This window comes from Streptomyces puniciscabiei, from assembly GCF_006715785.1.
GTDB classification, from domain to species: Bacteria; Actinomycetota; Actinomycetes; order Streptomycetales; family Streptomycetaceae; genus Streptomyces; species Streptomyces puniciscabiei.
The window spans coordinates 6076233-6092831 of sequence record NZ_VFNX01000001.1 but is presented as its reverse complement, the minus strand read 5'-3'; the positions used below and the strand labels follow the sequence as shown (position 1 = coordinate 6092831).

The following is a 16599-nucleotide window of genomic DNA, read 5'->3' as shown; positions in this document are numbered from 1 at the left end:
CACGTCCGACCCCGTGCATCACCCACGACCCCGTACATCACCCCCGGCCCTGCCTCCTTCGAGCCCGCACGCCCGCTCCCGGCGCCGCACGCCGCCCTCCCACCCCGCACGCGCCCCTCAAGACCAGCGACCCGACCCAGCGACCCAGGGGACTGCCATGACGGACACCGCCGACACCTACGTCGCCGCCATCGACCAGGGCACCACGTCCAGCCGCTGCATCGTCTTCGACCACAGCGGCGCCATCGTCGCCGTCGACCAGCGCGAACACCGCCAGATCTTCCCGAAGCCGGGCTGGGTGGAGCACGACGCGACCGAGATCTGGTCCAAGGTGCAGGCCGTGGTGGCCGGGGCGCTCGCCAAGGCCGGGCTGCGCGCCGACCAGCTGAGCGCGCTCGGCATCACCAACCAGCGGGAGACCACCGTCCTGTGGGACCGCGCCACGGGCAAGCCGGTGCACAACGCCATCGTCTGGCAGGACACCCGTACCGCCGCCCTGTGCAACGAACTCGGCGGCGCGGACGGGCAGGACCGCTTCCGTGAGCAGACCGGGCTGCCGCTGGCCAGCTACTTCTCCGGGCCCAAGGCGGCCTGGCTGCTGGACCATGTGCCCGGCCTGAGGGAGCGGGCCGAACGCGGCGAGATCGCCTTCGGGACGATCGACTCCTGGCTGATCTGGAACCTCACCGGCGGCACCGACGGCGGCCGGCATGTCACCGACGTCACGAACGCCGGCCGCACCATGCTGATGAACCTGGAGACGCTCCAGTGGGATCCGGCCATCCTGTCCGCCATGAACGTGCCCGAGGCGGTGCTGCCCGAGATCAGGTCCTCCGCCGAGGTGTACGGCACGGCGGTCGGGCAGCTCGCCGGGGTGCCGGTGGCCTCCGCGCTGGGCGACCAGCAGGCCGCCGTCTTCGGGCAGGCCTGCTACGACGTGGGCACCGCGAAGAACACCTACGGCACCGGCAGCTTCCTGCTGCTGAACACCGGCAACCGGCCGGTGCCGTCCAAGAGCGGGCTGCTGACGACGATGGGCTACAAGATCGGCGGGGAGGCGCCGGTGTACTGCCTGGAGGGATCCATAGCGATAACGGGCGCGCTGGTCCAGTGGTTCCGCGACCAGCTCGGCATCATCCGCACGGCCGACGAGATCGAGACGCTGGCGGCGGGCGTCGAGGACAACGGCGGCGCCTACATCGTGCCCGCGTTCTCGGGCCTGTTCGCGCCCTACTGGCGCTCCGACGCGCGCGGTGTCGTCACCGGCCTCACCCGGTACGTCACGAAGGCGCATCTCGCGCGCGCGGTGCTGGAGGCGACGAGCTGGCAGACCCGGGAGGTCGTGGACGCCATGTACCAGGACTCCGGGGTGCGGATCACCACCCTGAAGGTCGACGGCGGCATGACGAAGAACAATCTGCTCATGCAGCATCAGGCGGACGTCCTCGGTGTACCGGTCATCCGGCCACGGGTGTCGGAGACGACCTGCCTGGGAGCCGCCTACGCGGCCGGACTCGCGACCGGCGTGTGGAACGACCTGGACGAGCTGAAGTCGCACTGGCAGCGGGACGCGGAGTGGACGCCGGCGATGGAGCCGTCGGTGCGCGACCGCGAGTACCGCAACTGGCGCAAGGCCGTGGAGAAGAGCTTCGGCTGGCTGGAGGAAGAGGACGGCGCGTAACGGTGCGTGGCACGCGCGCGCGAGAGAGGTCCTCACGGGGCACGCGCGCGTGAGAGGTCCTCACGGGGCACGCGCGCGTGGAGGCTCGCCACGTTGCACGCGCGCGTGCGGGAGCCTCACGGACCACGGCCCGTACCCCTGTCGGCGGGGGTACGGGCCGTGCCCGTGGGTCAGCCGAGGGCTGCCTGCCTGCGGTCGGCCGCGTACTCCATGGCATGCCGGACGACTCCGATGAGCACCTCCTTGACCGATTCCCTCTCCCGCGCGTCACAGAGCAGGACGGGTACGCCGTCGTCCAGGTCGAGGGCCTGCCGGACCGCCTCGGCCGGGTAACGGGCCGCTCCCTCGAAGCAGTTGACGCCGACGAGGAAGGGGATGGCACGCCGCTCGAAATAGTCGACGGCTGCGAAGCAGTCCTCGAGGCGCCGTGTGTCGGCCAGGACGACGGCGCCGAGCGCACCCTCGGACAGCTCGTCCCACATGAACCAGAACCGTTCCTGCCCGGGCGTGCCGAAGAGGTACAGGACCAGGTCCTCGCGCAGGGTGATGCGGCCGAAGTCCATGGCCACGGTGGTGGTGTGCTTGCCCTCCACACCGCTGGTGTCGTCGACCGGGCGGCCGGCCTCGGTGAGCAGTTCCTCGGTGCGCAGCGGCCTGATCTCGCTGACCGCGCCGACGAGGGTCGTCTTGCCCACGCCGAAGCCGCCGGCCACCAGGATCTTGAGCGTGACGGGCTCGACCGGGGGCTTGCCGCGCTCAGAACGCCCGAGGATCATCGGTTTCTTCTCCTGCTTCAGGGGTCTTGCCTGACGGGGTCACAGCGCCCGGAGGCCGTTGATCACGTCGCGCAGAATGCTCTCGTCCGGCAGCTCGGCCGGGGGCACCGGGCGTGTGACATGGACCAGTTCCGCATGCACGAGGTCGCCGATCAGGACCCGCACCACGCCGGTCGGCAGGTCGAGCTCGGCGGCGAGTTCGGCGACCGACTGCGGTGCCTGCCGGCACAGCCCGACGATCTGCACGTGCTCCGGCGCCAGCGTCGGGTCCGTCTCCGGATCGCCCGCGCCGGGTTCCGTGACGACCACCGCGATCAGATCGAGCCGGTGCTGCGCCGGACTCGTGGTACGGCCGCGTGTCATGGCGTACGGACGGACGACCGGTCCGGCCTCGTCGTCGAACCAGTGGTTTCTTCCCTGACCGTCTGCGCTCATGTCATCCCACTACCCGCCTGCGGGCAGATCGGTGCGCGGGACGGTGCCCAGATGCACGCCGACCCGCTTGACCAGGAGCGTCATCTCGTAGGCGACCTGTCCGACGTCGGAGTCGGCGTCGGACAGAACGGCGAGGCAGCTGCCGTCCCCGGCGGCGGTGACGAACAGGAAGGCGTCGTCCAGTTCGACCACCGTCTGCCGGACGCCGCCCGCGTCGAAGTGGCGGCCCACGCCCTTGGCGAGGCTGTGGAAGCCGGATGCCACGGCGGCCAGATGCTCGCTGTCCTCCCGGGTCAGGTCCTTGGACACCCCCGTCGGGAGCCCGTCGCCGGACAGGACGACGGCCTTACGGATGCTGGAGACCCGGTCGACCAGATCGTCCAGGAGCCAGTTCAGCTGCCCCTTGTCGGTCGCCGTGTGGCCGGTCGCCTTCGGTGCGGTCATCGACCGTCCCCCTTAGTCGTTCCTTGTGCTGTGCCGTCGTGGTCTGTGTCGCCGCCGGCGTTCTCCTCCCGGCCGCGCTGCCAGCCGCGCTGCAGCGAGGCCATCCGGCTGCGGACCTCCTCGGCGTCGCGGTCGGCCGGCTGCGCCGCGCCCTCGGCGCGCCGTACGGTGTCCTGCTTGAGCTGGGGTGCCAGGCTGGCCTGCCGTACGCGCCGGGGCAGGGGCCCACCGGCCGGCTGTGTGGCCGCGTGGCTGCCGGTGTCGCGGGTGTCGCCGGGACGGGACTGCCCGGGCGTGCGCTCGCCCGTGCCGGACGGGCCCGTGGTGCCGGTGCCGTCGGCGGGGGGCTCGGGCGGCCGGGTACGCCGGGGCAGGGCCGGGACGTCGGACGTCGTGCCACTGCCGTCGGCAGCGGGCTCGGGCGGCCGGGTACGCCGGGGCAGGGCCGGGACGTCGGGCGTCGCGCCACTGCCGTCGGCGGGAGCCGTGTCGCGTTGCCGGCCTCGGTCGGTGTCTTCGGCGGAGCGCCGGGAGGTGGTGCTGCGGCGGCGGGAGGGCAGCGGGGCCAGTGCGCCCGTCTCGGGGCGGCGGGCGGCGACGGGCGGCTGCTGTTCCGGTTCGTCGCGGCGGGGGCGCTGGTCGGTGACGGGCCTGCCGTGCGAGCTGACCAGCTTGGGTGTCTGCCGGCGCGGCAGCGGTACGGGCCCGCGGTCGTCGGCCTCGTCGCGTGCCGCGCGGTCGGCGGTAGGCGGCGCCTGGTCCTCGGTGCGGGAGCTGCGGGGCCGGAACAGTCCGCCGCGCTCGCTGTCCTCGTCACCCAGGACGCCGGGGAAGTCGTCGATGGCGTCGAGATCCACCGGCGCCTCCAGTTCGACCGGGCCGTCCAGCAGGGACGTCGGCAGGCCGGGCAGCTGGGCCGGTGCCGTGGACCGTCCGGCGCCACGGCCCGCCTGCCCGAGCCCCTTCGCCGGGCGGTCCCGGTCGAGGCGGAAGCCGAGGCCGTTGGTGTCGGGTACGTCGTCGCTCAGCAGCGCGTCGGGGATGAAGACGACCGCGGTGGTGCCGCCGTAGGGCGACGGCTGCAGCGAGACCCGGATGTTCTGGCGCTGGGCGAGGCGGCTGACCACGAACAGACCGAGCCGGTCGGTGTCGGACAGTTCGAACTCGGGGGTCTCGGCGAGGCGCAGGTTGGCCTCCAGCAGTGCCTCGGCCGGCATGCCGAGACCCCGGTCGTGGATCTCCAGGGTGAAGCCGTTGGCGACCCGCTCACCGAGGACCTGGACGGCGGTGTGCGGGGGCGAGAAGACCGTGGCGTTCTCCAGGAGTTCGGCCGCGAGGTGGGTGAGGTCGGCGACGGCCGGGCCGGTGACGGCGACCCTGGGCAGCCGCCGTACCTCGATGCGTTCGTAGTCCTCGACCTCGGCGACGGCGGCGCGTACCACGTCCATCAGCTGGACCGGGCGGCGCCACTGCCGGGAGGGTGCGGCGCCGGAGAGGATCACCAGGCCCTCGGCGTGCCGGCGCATACGGGTGGTGAGGTGGTCCAGGCGGAAGAGGTCGGCGAGTTCGTCGGTGTCCTCGGTGCGGCGTTCCATCGTGTCGAGGAGGGTGAGCTGCTTGTGCAGCAGCACCTGGCTGCGACGGGCGAGGTTGACGAAGACCTCGGAGACGCCGGAGCGCAGTTCGGCCTGTTTGACGGCGGCCTCCACGGCGGCCCGCTGGAGGGTGTTGAGGGCCTGGCCGACCTCGCCGATCTCGTTCTTGTCGTACTCCAGGCGCGGCACCTCGGTCTCGACGTCGATCTGCTCACCCGCGGACAGGCGGCGCATCACGCTGGGCAGCCGTACGCCGGAGGCCTCGTGCGCCTCCAGGCGCAGCTGGCGCAGGTCGCGGACCAGGCCGCGGCCGATCCGGACCGACAGGAAGACGGAGACCACGAGCGCGACCAGACCGAGCAGGCCCGCGACGGCCGCCTGCAGGATGACGCCCATGGCCACCGGGCGGGCCCGGCTCTGCAGGCGGTCGCCCACCTGGTCGTCGAGGGTGCCCAGTTGGTGGAGGACGTCGGCCGCCGCGGAGTCCCAGCTCTGGGCGTCGACACCGCGAGGAGTGCCGGAGTCGGTGCGCAGGACGCTCTGTTCGGCGGTGCGCAGCGGGGCGGTGGTGGTGTTCTCCCAGAAGCCTTCGTAGCGGTCGCGCTCGTCGGCGGGCAGCAGCGGCAGGCTGACGTCGTACAGGACGGTGCGCTGGGCGACGAGGTCGGAGATGTGCCGCGTCTCGTCCCGGGTGAGGCGGCCGACGACGAGGGCGGAGCCGAGCAGGGCGTCCTCGCGGGAGAGCAGCTCGCGGGCGCGGCTGATGTCGACGAGCGCGCGGGCCTGGGCGTCCAGGCCGACGTCGTCGACGCCTTCGAGGGAGGCGAGCAGCGTGTAGCAGGGATCGACGAGGTGGTTGTAGCGGTCGAGGGCCTGGGCGCGGGTGACCGTGCGCTGTTCGACGCTGCGGCGCAGGGAGCCGAGGCCGTCGAAGGCGTCGAGGACGGCGGTGAGACGCTCGTTGTCCGCCGCGTCCAGGCCGTCGAAGACGTGATGGCCGCCGGCGTTCCTGCGGATCCCGGCGATCGCCCGGTCGGTGGCGGCGCGGGTGCGCTGCAGCGCGGAGAGGGCGTCGGCGGCTCTCGGATCGGCGAGGTAGACCAGGGCCTGGCGGCGCTCCTGCTGCAGTACGCGCACGGTGTCCTCGGCGGGGTAGCCGATGTCCTGCTTGACGTCCGACACCTGGAACAGCCGGGCGGCCTCGCGCCCGGTGAGTACCGTCGCGAAGCCCCAGACGGCCGTCAGGGACACCAGCGGCACGAGAAGCAGCGCCACGATCTTCCGGCGGATCGACTTCCCGCGAAAGCGCATGGCCTCCCCCAGCTCGACCCCCGCCGGCCGGGGGTGCACAGGTCCGTCAACAAACGGCGCGAGCCTACTACCGCCTCACAGATAACTCGAAGACATGTCCGGAGGGCGAACTTCCGCTCCGGCGGCGAGAGATGCCGAGTTGTCCGGGCATTGCGGGAGATTGCCACCGCGATCCGCTGCCCGTGCCTGGCCGGCGGGTGCTGCGGTGACCGGGCGGTTGGCTGGAATTTTTCCCCGCTCGGGAATCATCGGGCGCGGTCGTTCGTCCTTCTCTACGGGAAATGGGGGCGGAATGGGCCACAGGAGCCGCATCCTGCACCCGGGCGGCGTAAAACAGCGCAAGCCGGGCAGCCACTGGGGAGTCGGAGTCTTTGCGACGCCGGGGCGATCGGTCTGCCGGCGGTGGGGAGGGACACGGTGATGGGCACGGTGGAGTGGCGCGTGGCGCCCGAGGAGAGCGTGGCGGGGCGCTCGGCGGCGCGACGGGGCGAGGAGGCACCGGATCGCGACATTCCGGCGCGTGGGCGCGCCCGGGAGTCCGCCGGGGAACGGCAGCAGCACTACCGGCCGTTGTGGGTCGAGGAGCCCGCCCGGCGGCACCCGCTGCCGGATCCGGTGCGTACGGCAGCGGTGCGGGCCCTCATCATCATCGCGGTGACGCTGATCCAGGCGATGGTGGCGTTCCTGTGCACGCTGGCCGGGTCCTGGCTGGCCTTCCCCATGGTGATCAGCAGCGTGGTGAGCACGGTGGTGGCCACCTGGGCCGTGGTCGACGTGTGGGTGACCCGCCAGGTGTGGAACCAGCGGTACGGCGTGGTCTCCGAGCCGAGCAGCACGGCCCGCGCACTGCGCCGCGAGCGGCGGGCCCGCCGGCGTGCGGAGCGCGCGGCCCTGCGGGAGCAGGAGCGGATACGCCGGCGGGGTGGCACCGGGCAGTTGTCGCACTCCTGAGGCAGCGGAGCCGCAGGTCGGCACAGTCCGGCGCCCCCGGTCAGGGGGTTGCGGGGGCCGGGCGTTTGAACATGCGCGTCGCCGTGATCTCGCTGTGCACCGCCTCTCCGGCCCGAGGCGGCTGGGGCAGCCCCGGCCGGAGGTGTTCCTCCACGCTGATGTACTTCAGGCCGGCCCTGAGGTCGGCGTCGTTGCGCAGGCGGATGACCAGCGGGAACTCGGCCAGGGCGGTGGTGTCGAACAGACCGGTGGTGTAGAGCAGCTGCACACCGAGGGCGTCCGACACGGCCCGCTGCAGCTCCAGCAGGTAGGTCGCGTTGGCGCGGCCGATCGGGTTGTCCAGGAACAGCGTGCCCGCGTGCCGGTGCTTGTCCCGGCCCCGGTCGTTGCTCCGCAGCGCGGCCATCGTGCAGTACAGGGCGATCGCGGCGGTGAGGAGCTGGCCGCCGGAGAACACATCGCCCATCTGGCCGACGGGCACGCGCTCGGCGCGCAGCACGGCGTCGGGCTTGAGGATCTCCACGGCCACGCCCTTCGGCTGCAGCGCGGCCGCGACCCCGCGCAACAGCAGCGACATCCCGTCCCGGCGCAGGTCGGAGTTCTTCTTCACGGCCGCCCGCGTGGCGTCGTCGATGACCTCGCCGAGGCGCTCGGTGAGCGTGGCTTGGTCGGGCTCCTCGAAGCGGATGCGCAGGAACTCCTGGCCGGACCACTCACCGAGCCCCTCGGGCAGCCTGGACAGCCGCTGCGCGGACCGCAGGGTCGCGAGGGCGGACTCCACCAGGCCCCGCAGCCGGTCCACGATCGAGTCGCGGTTGCGCTCCAGCTGGGCCAGCTCGTCGGTCAGGACCCGCAGGCGGGGCGCGAAGGCGTCGGCCCACTTCTGTGCGTGCTCGGGCAGCGCGGACGCGGGCAGTTCGCGGATCTGCTGCCGGGCGGGGGTGCGGACCTGCTCGTAGCGCGTGGAGTTGGCGTGCCGGACGAGGACGTCGCTCGCCTCGCGCACGGCCGCCTCGGCGGCGGACAGGTCGGCGGCACAGCCCCGCAGCGAGCGGCGGGCCTCGGCGGCGGAGTGCCGGGCCTCCTCCAGGCTGCCGGGGTACGGCTCCGGCTCCTCCTGCTCCTCCTCGGGGGTGTGCTCGCGCAGCAGGTCGCGGAGCATCGCGGCGATCTCGTCGAAGCCGCCGGCCGCGTCCTCGGCGGCCCGGTGGGCCTCCAGCAGCTCCGCGTGGGCCTCGCGGGCCTCGGCCAGCGCCTCGGTGCGGGCGGCGAGTTCGCCCGTCGCGGTGCGCAGCAGCGCCTGGGCGTGCTCGGCGTCGCGCGGGACGAGTTCCTCGGGCAGCTCGGTGTGTGCCGCGCCGTCCTCCGGGGCGTGCCGTTCGGCCTCGCCGCGCAGTCGGCCGAGTTGCTCGCTCGCGCTGGACATGCGGGTCTCCAGGAGCTGCACCAGCTCCTCCGCGCGGGCGGCGGCGGCCTGCCGGGAGGGCCCGTCGGAGCCGTCGGGCGACTCCAGAAGCTGCTCGGCGCGGGTGCGGACCTTGTTGCTGAGCCGGTCGAGTTCGGCGCGGGCGGCACTCTCGTCACTCTCCGCGCGGGCCTGCTCGGCGCGCAGATCGGCGCCGACGCCGACCTTCTCGTACACCTGGGAGGCGGCCCGGTAGGCCTCGCGGAGGGCGGGCAGGGACGCCTTGGGGGCGTCGGCGTCCTCGACCGGTACGTCGTCGGGGGCGCCGGCGATCTCGGAGCGCTCGGCGCGCAGGGCCCGTGCGGTGCGGCGGGCGTCGTCGGCGGCGCGCTGGGCGGCGCGGCGGTCCTCGTCGGCGGCGCGGGCGCGCTCCAGGCAGGCCTGGGCCCGGGCCTCGGACTCGGCGGCCTCGTCGGCGAGTTCCCGCAGTTTCACCTGCCAGCCGGCGCGCTCGCGGAGCCGGTAGGCCAGTCCGGCTAGGGCGTCGGCGGCGCGGCGGGCCTTCTGCGCGGCCTCCTGCCGCTCGTCGCGGACCTGGGCGGCCTCGGCGGCGGCCTCGTCGGCCTCCGCGCGCACCGTGCGGGCCTCGGCCAGTTCGGCCTCGGCCTCCTCGGCGAACGCGCGGGTCTCCTGGGCGGCCTGGCGCAGTTCGGTGAGGCGTCCGGCGGGGCAGCCGGTGCGCCAGGAGGCGAGCCGGGCGGCCAGTTCGCGGTCCTTGCCGAGTCGTGCGGCGAGCGCGCGGATCTCCTCGTCCCGCTCGGTGGCCCGGGCGCGCAGTGCCTGCCGTTCCTCGTCGGCGGCGTGCTCGTCGTGCATGGCCGGGTTCGGCGGCACGAGGAAGACGTCTGCGGCGGCGGCGCTGTCGGCGGGCGGCGGGGCGAGCAGGGCGGCGGCGGTGCCGACGGCGACGGCGGAGCGGGGCAGCAGGGCGGCGTCACCGAGCGTCTCGCGGGCACGCGCGTGCGTGTCGGGGTCGGTGATGATCACGCCGTCGACCAGCTCCGGGCGGGCGGCGAGCACGCGCGCGTGGTCGGCGGGATCGACGGCCTGGGCGAGATAGCGCCAGCCGGGCAGCGCCGGGATGCCGTGCTCGCCGAGGAACTCCACCGTGGCCAGGACGTCCGGGCCCGGCGGCAGCAGTCCGCCGTCACCGAGCGCGCCGAGGATCCGGGAGTCGTCGGCGGCGGCGGTGCGCAGCTCGAAGAGGTGCCGTTCGGCGGTCGAGACGGCATCGTCGAGGAGTTCGCGCAACTCGTCGGCGAAGCGGTCGAGTTCCTCGGGGGTGAGGGAGCCTTCGGCGAGCGGGCGAAGGGTGCCGGGCGCGCCCGGCCCCGTCGGCTGCGGTACGCCGTCGCGTCCGCCCGCAGGGGCGTGCGTTCCCCCGTCCGCGCCCGCCCGGGGCCGCGTCCCCGTGGCGTCGTCGGCCCCCGAGCGGGGCCCGGGCACTCCGGGCTGCCCGGTCGCGGGCGCACCCGGCAGGCTGAGCAGTTCGGCGAGCCGTTCCTCGGCGGCCAGGGACTCGGCGAGGCGCCGCTCGGCCTGGTAGGACCGCTCGGCCGCCGTCGCGGCGTCCGCCGCGCGCGCGGCGGTCAGTTCCGCGCGGGCCTCGGCGGAGGCCGCCTCGCGCGCGTGCTCGGCGGCCTTGCGGGCGGCCTCGCGGGCCGCGTCCCAGGTGGCCACGGCGGTCTTCTCGGCGTCGCTGGCGGCGAGCGCGGCCCGCGCCGGGTCGGCGTCCGGGGCGGTGTCGTCGAGCCAGCCCGCCCGGACCGCCTCGGCGGTCTCCTGCTCGACCTCGGCGAGGCGCTGGCGCAGATGTCCGGCCTCGCTGCGGGCGCGCTGGGCCTCGGTCGCCGCGGTCGTCGAGTCGCGGTAGGCGGACTCGCTGACCTCCTGAAGCGCGGCGGAGCGCTCCTCCCCCTCGTTGGCGAGGGCCTCGGCGCTCTCCGCGGCCGCGTGCAGGGCCCGTACGAGGTCCACGGCGGCCTTGGCACGGGCGGCGAGCGCGGGCGCCGCGTCGCGCTCTGCCTCCTGGATGGCGGCGGACACGCGCGCGACCCGGTCGGCGGCGGCGCGGTGGCGCAGCACGGCCTCGGCGGCCTGCCAGGCGGAGTGCAGGGTGCGGGCGTCGGCCAGCTCGCGCTTCTGCGCGGCGGCGGACTTCTCGGCGGCGGCCAGTGCCAGGGAGGCGTGCCGGTAGGCGAGTTCGGCGGCGATCAGGGCGCTGCGCTCACGGGCGCCCTCGGAGTGGGTGACGGCGTAGGCGGCGGCCGTGACCCGCTGGGCGAGGTCGGCGGCGCGCACGCGCTCGCGCACCGCCCGCGCGGACAGCCGCCGGGCGAGGGTGCGGGTGCGGCGCTCGGCGCCGGCGTGGATGTCACGCGCGCGTGAGCGGGCCTCGGCGGCCTCGACGATCCGCCCGAGCAGGTCGACCGACCCGGCGGTGAAGTCGCGTTCGGCGATCAGCTCCGCGCGTCTGCCCAGCTTGTTGCCGAAGCCGCTGACGAGGTCGGCGAGGCCGTCGGTGTCGCGGGTGTCGGTGACGGCGCGCAGCAGCAGGTCGGTGAAGTCGGAGTCCTTCTTGACCGCGAAGAGACCGGCCGCCTCGCCCTCGTCGGCGTTCATCTCCCGCTGGTAGCGGAAGAGTTCGGGGTCGAGGCCGAGGTCGCCGAGGTGCTCGATCCAGCGGTCGTGGATCTCCTCCCAGTGCACCTCCAGGTGCGGGTAGGCCTTGCCCGCCTCCGTCAGGGCGTCACGGAAGCCCTTCATGGTGCGGCGCCGGCCCTGGGCACCCGAGGTGCCCTCGACGGGCGGCCGTACGGCGGTGGACTCCGCGACGGGCAGGTTGTCCAGGCTCAGTCCGGGGCCGGGCCGGAACGAGTACCAGGCCTCGGCGAACTTGCGCGGGTCGTTGGACACCTGCCGTCCGCGCCATTCGCTCACCTTGCCGACGACGACGCACTCGCCGGTCTGCACGTGCTGCCACTCCAGCGCCACGTGTCCGCAGTCGTCGGCGAGCAGGAACTTGCGCAGCACACCGGAGCTGGCGCCGCCGAGGGTGTTGCGGTGGCCCGGCAGCATCACCGAGAAGATCAGTTTGAGCAGGACGGACTTGCCGCCGCCGTTCTCCAGGAAGAGCACGCCCGCGGGCGCGGGCCGGCGGGGCGGGCCGGACGGCTCCTCCTCGAAGAACTCCGCCTGCGTGGGCGCCGGGTCGGGCACGGGCTCGCCGACACCCCGCAGGTCAAGCACGGTGTCGGCGTAGCGCGCACCGGCGGGACCGATGGAGTAGAGGCGGACCCGGGACAGCTCGTACATGGCGGACTCTCGCGTTAAGTCTTCGGAAAGGTGCGGTGGTTCGGAGGGTTTCAGGAGTGGAACGGCAGCCCGGCGTCGGCGACCAGTTCCAGATCCCCGGTGTCCTCGGCGGGCAGCAGGCTGGCCGTGCCGTCGGTCACCGGTACGACGCCCAGCTCGAGCAGTTCGGCCATGGCGGCGCTGCCGGCCATGTCGCGGACCTGGAGCTGGTAGCGAGCCGTGGTGCGGTAGGTGCCGCCGCCGTCGTCGCCGGTGCGCTGCAGGAAACCCGAGTCGGTGAGGAAGGCGAGTGCCTTGGCCACGATGCCGGTGGTGGAGGCGGCCGGGCGGCGGGCGTCCTTGGTGGCGCCGGTGGCGCTGCGTCTGGCCCAGATGCGCCAGGCGGCCTCCAGCCCGGGCGCGTCGGTCGCCGGGTCGGTGTTCTCGCCCAGTTCCTCGGCCCGTTCCTCCAGGCGCCGGCAGGCCTGCCGTACGAAGGCGTCGACGCCGTTGACGGTGACGCGTCCGATGTAGGTGTCGTCGGCCAGGTCCTCCGGGCGTGGGAAGGCCAGTGCGGCGACGGCGAGGTGGGCGAGCCCGTGCAGGAAGCGGTCGCCGGAGTCGGCGGCGGTGCGACGCGCGTAGTCACCCATGCGGACGGCGAACACCGAGTCCTCGGCGGCCGTCACGGCCATGCCCGCGCGCGGGGACACCTCCAGCACGACGAGGCCCAGGCCGGTGGCGACGGCGTCGGCGAGCCGCGCGAACGCCGGGTCTTCGCGGTAGCGGCGCAGCAGCTCCGTGTACTCCTGGTCGCGCGCGGGCTGCAGCTTGGGCTGGAGCCCGAAGGCGACGAGCCGCGCCGCGTCGGCGGCGTCGGCGGGGGTGACGGCGGCGGGCGCCGACGGTGCCGACGACTCCGCCTCACTCCACTCGACGTGCTCGCTCACGGTTGGGGCTCCTTGTCGCGCTGTTGTTGACTCATGCTGCTTCCGTCCGGTCCGCCGCCATCCCCGCCGCGTCCAGCAGGGCGGTCCCCAAGATCAGGTCTGCCCCGCCGAACTCGGGATCGTCCAGCTCGGTCCCGTCGTCCACGGCGAACAGCAGCTTCTCCTCACCCTGCCGGTACGCGGTGCCGACAGCCGGACTGGCCGCGTGCACCGCCAACAGGGCCACCAGATAGGCCAGATCGGGGTCACCGGAGCGCCGGGCCTCGGCCAGCAGCCCCGACAGCCTGCGCGGCGCGTCGGCCGGCAGGTCCAGCAGCTCCGTCGCGGCGGCCAGCTGCTCCTCGCTGAACCGGCTGTCGTCGGGCGTGGCGATCAGGTCGGGTTCGGGCATCTCCGCACCCAGGTGTTCCCGCTCGACGGGCGGCGTCAGCAGTATGTCGACGAGATCGGCGACCCGTACGGACACGGGCGTCCGCAGCCCCGTGCCGTTCGCGAAGAAGGCGTCGGTGACCCGGATGGCCTGCTCCAGGGGCAACGGCAGGACAGGGGCGACGAGATGGCCGTAGAGGTCTATTCCGGACGTGGCCGCGGGTGCGGCGAAGGCCTGGCGGTCCTGTTCGGCGCGGAACAGCGGGCCGGCCTCCAGCAGCCGCGACTGGAGCTGGGTGTGGCGCCGGATGCAGTCCTTGACGATGTCGACCAGCTCGGCGGCGCGGCGCTTGTGCTCGGGCTCCTCGGTCTCGTCCCGTGCCCTGCGGATGTTGGTGAGGATCGCGTTCTCGTGGCGGTAGCGGTCGGCGACGTGGTCCAGGGCCTCGGCGATCATGTCCGGCACGGCGGACAGCCAGTCGACCGCGCGGACGTTGCGCCGGGTGGCCTCCAGGGCCCGGCGCAGGGTCTCCGAGTACTGCACCGTGCGGTAGCGGGCCTGCTCGGCGGCGAGCTGGGCGTCGGCGAGCCGCCCGCGGCTGATCAGCACCTCCAGCTTGACCTCGGCGGCGATCTGGGCGCTGGTGACGTCGGTGTCGAGGGCGCCGACCAGGACGTTGACCGCCTCGTCCGTCGTGCGCAGGTACACCGTGCCGCCGGGGCCGGGGACCTCTTCGATCAGCTTGAAGTCGTAGTCCCGGCGGACGTATGAACCATCCGGCGCGAAGGTGCCGTAGACGGCGCGGAAGCCGCGGTCGACGCTGCCGACGTTGATCAGGTTCTCCAGGACCCAGCGGGCCACGCGCTCGTGCTCGGCGGGCGGCCGGTGCGGGGCCTGGGCGGCGATGCGCGGGATGAGCCGGGCCACGATCTGCTCGTGGTCGGCGCCGGTGTCGAAGTCCATGTTGAGGGTGACCAGGTCGATGGCGGCGAGGGCCACCTCGGCCATGCCGTACACCGAGTACTCACCGGCCAGGTTGGCCTTGCGCGCGTCGAGGTCGTGCAGCGGCGCGGTGCAGGCGAGCGCGCGCAGCCGCCGCGCCAGCCCCTCGTCGGCGGCCGGGCCCGGAGCCGGGCGCGGCCCCGCGCTGAGCTGGGGCGGAACACTGTCCGTCGATGCAGGCGAAGTCACGGTGCACAGATTAGGTCCTGGGTCTGACATCGACCCAAACGGTGCGGCTCCGCCGGTTTGACCGAAAGGGCCGCGGGTCGCTCTTCGGCTACGGGGAGGCTTCCTCGCCCACCCTTCGCCGGTACACCTCGACGATCCGCTCCAGCGAGTCCGCCAGATAGGTCTCCAGCAGTTCTTCCGCCCCGTTCCGGTCCCCGGCCTGCAGCGCCTGCAGGATCTCGTGGTTGCGGGCGAGGTAGGGCTCGTGCAGTCGGCGCGGGTCGTCGACGACGTGGAAGGCGAGCCGCAGCTCGGCGAAGACACTGCGCATCAGTTCGTCGGTGCGTTCACTGCCCGCGAGGGCGACGAGCTCCCGGTGGAAGTGGATGTTGGCGGTGCCCAGCGCCTTCCAGTCTTTCTCCGCGGTCGCCCGCTCTCCTTCGGCGACCGCCGCCGTGACCCCCTCCAGCCGGTACGGCGGCTCGCCGAGCCCGCGCACGACGGCGCACTCGACCAGGGAGCGCGTGCGGTAGATGTCCTCGACGTCCTCCACGGTCAGAACCCGCACAAAGACCCCGCGGTTGAGCTCGTGGACCAGCAGGCGCTCGTGCGTGAGCAGCCGGAACGCCTCGCGCAGGGTGTTGCGGGAGACCCCGAGCGCCCCGCCGATGCCGTCCTCCGACAGCCGGGTGCCGGGCGGGAAGTACCCGTCGGCGATACGACTCCGGAGGATGTCCGAGACCCGCTCCGCGGTGCTGGTACGCCCCAGGAGCGCACGGTCGTCGGCCAGTGCCGTCAGCTGCTCTGCCATGCCGGAATTCAATCGCACAGACCGGAACGAAACAACATGGGTATTGAAGGATCGTTGAACGATCCTCTATCGTGCTCGGGACGGCATTGCTCACGTCCCGAGGAGCCGGCATGACGCAGACCCCGCGTACCGAGGACCTCCCCGTCACCGCAGTCGACGAGCGCGCGCACGCGTGGAGTCCGCAAGCCGCCCGGGCCCGCTTCCGGGACGGCCTCGCGGGCCCGACGGCCGGGGTCGCGGCGGGCCACACACAGGCCAACCTCATCTCGGTGCCGGCCGACTGGGCGTACGACATGCTGCTGTTCTGCCAGCGCAACCCCAAGCCGTGCCCGGTGCTGGACGTCACGGACGCCGGTTCCACCTCGACCGTCCTCGCCGAGGGCGCCGACCTGCGCACGGATCTGCCGCGCTACCGGGTGTGGCGGGACGGCGAGTTGGTCGAGGAGCCCACCGACGTGCGCGCGCACTGGCGGGACGACCTGGTGTCGTTCCTGCTCGGCTGCAGCTTCACCTTCGAGTGGGCGCTGGCCCGGGCGGGCGTGCCGATCCGGCATGTCGAGCAGGGCCGTAACGTGCCGATGTACGTCACCACGCGCGCGTGCCGGGCGGCGGGGCGGCTGCGCGGGCCGATGGTGGTGTCCATGCGGCCGGTGCCCGCGGAGCACATTCGCGCCGCGATCCGGGAGAGCGGTCTGTTGCCGGCCGTGCACGGCGGCCCGGTGCACTGCGGGGACCCCGCGGCCCTCGGTATCGGGGATCTGGCCCGCCCCGACTTCGGCGACCCGGTGGCCTTCGCGCCCGGTGACATCCCGGTGTTCTGGGCGTGCGGAGTGACCCCGCAGGCGGCGGTGATGGCCTCCCGGCCGCCGTTCGCCATCACCCACGCCCCGGGCCAGATGTTCCTGACCGACGCGCGCGACGAGCAGTACCGGCTGGTCGGCATCGTCTGAGACCGACGGGTCGGGGGCGCCAGGCGCCTCCGGGGTCGGCCGGCCTCACGGCTGGATACGGCGCTGTGGGGGCACGCGCGCGTACGGGCGCTGGTGCGGAGGGGCCGATCGCCGCCGGTGCGGAGGCTCCCGGTTCACGCCGGTGCGGGCGGCTCCCGTTCGTTCATGTGCGCAGGAGGCGGCGGGAAGGCGCGCTGGAGGAGGAGGCGGCGGGCGTGGGACTCCGCCCCACGCGCGCGTACCTCCTGCGCGGTCTCCGTCGCCGCAGCCCGCCGGACGCCCGCCCGCCGCGGCACCCCGCACCCGAGCGTGTCCCGCCCGGTGAGCCCCAGCAGGGCCTGGAGCGTCAGGACCTCACCGACCGGATCCGCCACCGTCACGGCCTCGCCGGCCGCG

At 73.7% G+C, this 16599-nt stretch carries 12 protein-coding genes; 3 read left to right on the top strand and 9 right to left on the bottom strand.

Going from position 1 to position 16599, the window contains the following annotated elements; all coding sequences use genetic code 11:
- Positions 1–157: 157 nt before the first annotated feature.
- On the top strand, positions 158–1681 hold the full coding sequence (gene glpK / locus FB563_RS28230; protein ID WP_142218962.1) for a glycerol kinase GlpK: 1524 nt from the start codon (positions 158–160) through the stop codon (positions 1679–1681).
- A 170-nt stretch (positions 1682–1851) separates the two neighbouring features.
- Here the strand turns inward: glpK and FB563_RS28225 are convergent, their stop codons facing one another.
- From FB563_RS28225 to FB563_RS28210, 4 genes are read right to left on the bottom strand one after another with little or no spacing between them, the layout of a single operon-like run.
- Positions 1852–2457: a GTP-binding protein gene (locus FB563_RS28225; protein ID WP_055708103.1), complete on the bottom strand. Its 606-nt coding sequence runs from the start codon at positions 2455–2457 to the stop codon at positions 1852–1854.
- Between the two features lie 39 nt (positions 2458–2496).
- Positions 2497–2892 carry a DUF742 domain-containing protein gene (locus FB563_RS28220; protein WP_055708104.1) on the bottom strand — a complete coding sequence of 132 codons (396 nt, stop codon included), beginning with the start codon at positions 2890–2892 and terminating at the stop codon, positions 2497–2499.
- A gap of 9 nt (positions 2893–2901) precedes the next feature.
- Entirely contained in the window at positions 2902–3336 is a 435-nt protein-coding gene (locus FB563_RS28215; RefSeq protein WP_055708105.1) for a roadblock/LC7 domain-containing protein, read from the bottom strand.
- Positions 3333–6242, bottom strand: coding sequence for a nitrate- and nitrite sensing domain-containing protein (locus FB563_RS28210; RefSeq protein ID WP_142218961.1), 2910 nt, complete (start codon positions 6240–6242; stop codon positions 3333–3335). The genes FB563_RS28215 and FB563_RS28210 overlap by 4 nt, the downstream gene beginning before the upstream one ends.
- A gap of 420 nt (positions 6243–6662) precedes the next feature.
- Here FB563_RS28210 and FB563_RS28205 point away from each other — a divergent pair, with 420 nt between their 5' ends.
- The gene (locus FB563_RS28205; protein ID WP_055709607.1) at positions 6663–7193 is read left to right on the top strand and encodes a hypothetical protein; all 531 of its coding nucleotides are present in this window, start codon (positions 6663–6665) and stop codon (positions 7191–7193) included.
- A 40-nt stretch (positions 7194–7233) separates the two neighbouring features.
- Here FB563_RS28205 and FB563_RS28200 read toward each other — a convergent pair whose 3' ends face one another.
- From FB563_RS28200 to FB563_RS28185, 4 genes are all read right to left on the bottom strand, one after another.
- Positions 7234–11973, bottom strand: a complete 4740-nt coding sequence (locus FB563_RS28200; RefSeq protein WP_055709608.1) for a hypothetical protein — start codon at positions 11971–11973, stop codon at positions 7234–7236.
- A gap of 50 nt (positions 11974–12023) precedes the next feature.
- The gene (locus FB563_RS28195) at positions 12024–12902 is read right to left on the bottom strand and encodes a hypothetical protein (RefSeq protein WP_055709609.1); all 879 of its coding nucleotides are present in this window, start codon (positions 12900–12902) and stop codon (positions 12024–12026) included.
- Between the two features lie 31 nt (positions 12903–12933).
- A complete protein-coding gene (locus FB563_RS28190; RefSeq protein WP_055709610.1) occupies positions 12934–14463 on the bottom strand; it encodes a hypothetical protein in 1530 nt (509 codons plus the stop codon).
- An 88-nt stretch (positions 14464–14551) separates the two neighbouring features.
- Positions 14552–15253 carry a GntR family transcriptional regulator gene (locus FB563_RS28185; protein ID WP_055709611.1) on the bottom strand — a complete coding sequence of 234 codons (702 nt, stop codon included), beginning with the start codon at positions 15251–15253 and terminating at the stop codon, positions 14552–14554.
- Between the two features lie 110 nt (positions 15254–15363).
- Here FB563_RS28185 and FB563_RS28180 point away from each other — a divergent pair, with 110 nt between their 5' ends.
- Positions 15364–16203, top strand: a complete 840-nt coding sequence (locus FB563_RS28180; protein ID WP_055709612.1) for a putative hydro-lyase — start codon at positions 15364–15366, stop codon at positions 16201–16203.
- A gap of 134 nt (positions 16204–16337) precedes the next feature.
- Here the strand turns inward: FB563_RS28180 and FB563_RS28175 are convergent, their stop codons facing one another.
- Positions 16338–16577 (bottom strand): hypothetical protein, encoded by a 240-nt coding sequence (locus FB563_RS28175; protein WP_142218960.1) that lies wholly within the window; start codon positions 16575–16577, stop codon positions 16338–16340.
- Positions 16578–16599: the final 22 nt, after the last annotated feature.

Coding starts and splice junctions, on each gene's coding strand:
- glpK (WP_142218962.1), top strand. CDS start 158: ATGACGGACACCGCCGACACCTACGTCGCCGCCATCGACCAGGGCACC.
- FB563_RS28225 (WP_055708103.1), bottom strand. CDS start 2,457: ATGATCCTCGGGCGTTCTGAGCGCGGCAAGCCCCCGGTCGAGCCCGTC.
- FB563_RS28220 (WP_055708104.1), bottom strand. CDS start 2,892: ATGAGCGCAGACGGTCAGGGAAGAAACCACTGGTTCGACGACGAGGCC.
- FB563_RS28215 (WP_055708105.1), bottom strand. CDS start 3,336: ATGACCGCACCGAAGGCGACCGGCCACACGGCGACCGACAAGGGGCAG.
- FB563_RS28210 (WP_142218961.1), bottom strand. CDS start 6,242: ATGCGCTTTCGCGGGAAGTCGATCCGCCGGAAGATCGTGGCGCTGCTT.
- FB563_RS28205 (WP_055709607.1), top strand. CDS start 6,663: ATGGGCACGGTGGAGTGGCGCGTGGCGCCCGAGGAGAGCGTGGCGGGG.
- FB563_RS28200 (WP_055709608.1), bottom strand. CDS start 11,973: ATGTACGAGCTGTCCCGGGTCCGCCTCTACTCCATCGGTCCCGCCGGT.
- FB563_RS28185 (WP_055709611.1), bottom strand. CDS start 15,253: ATGGCAGAGCAGCTGACGGCACTGGCCGACGACCGTGCGCTCCTGGGG.
- FB563_RS28180 (WP_055709612.1), top strand. CDS start 15,364: ATGACGCAGACCCCGCGTACCGAGGACCTCCCCGTCACCGCAGTCGAC.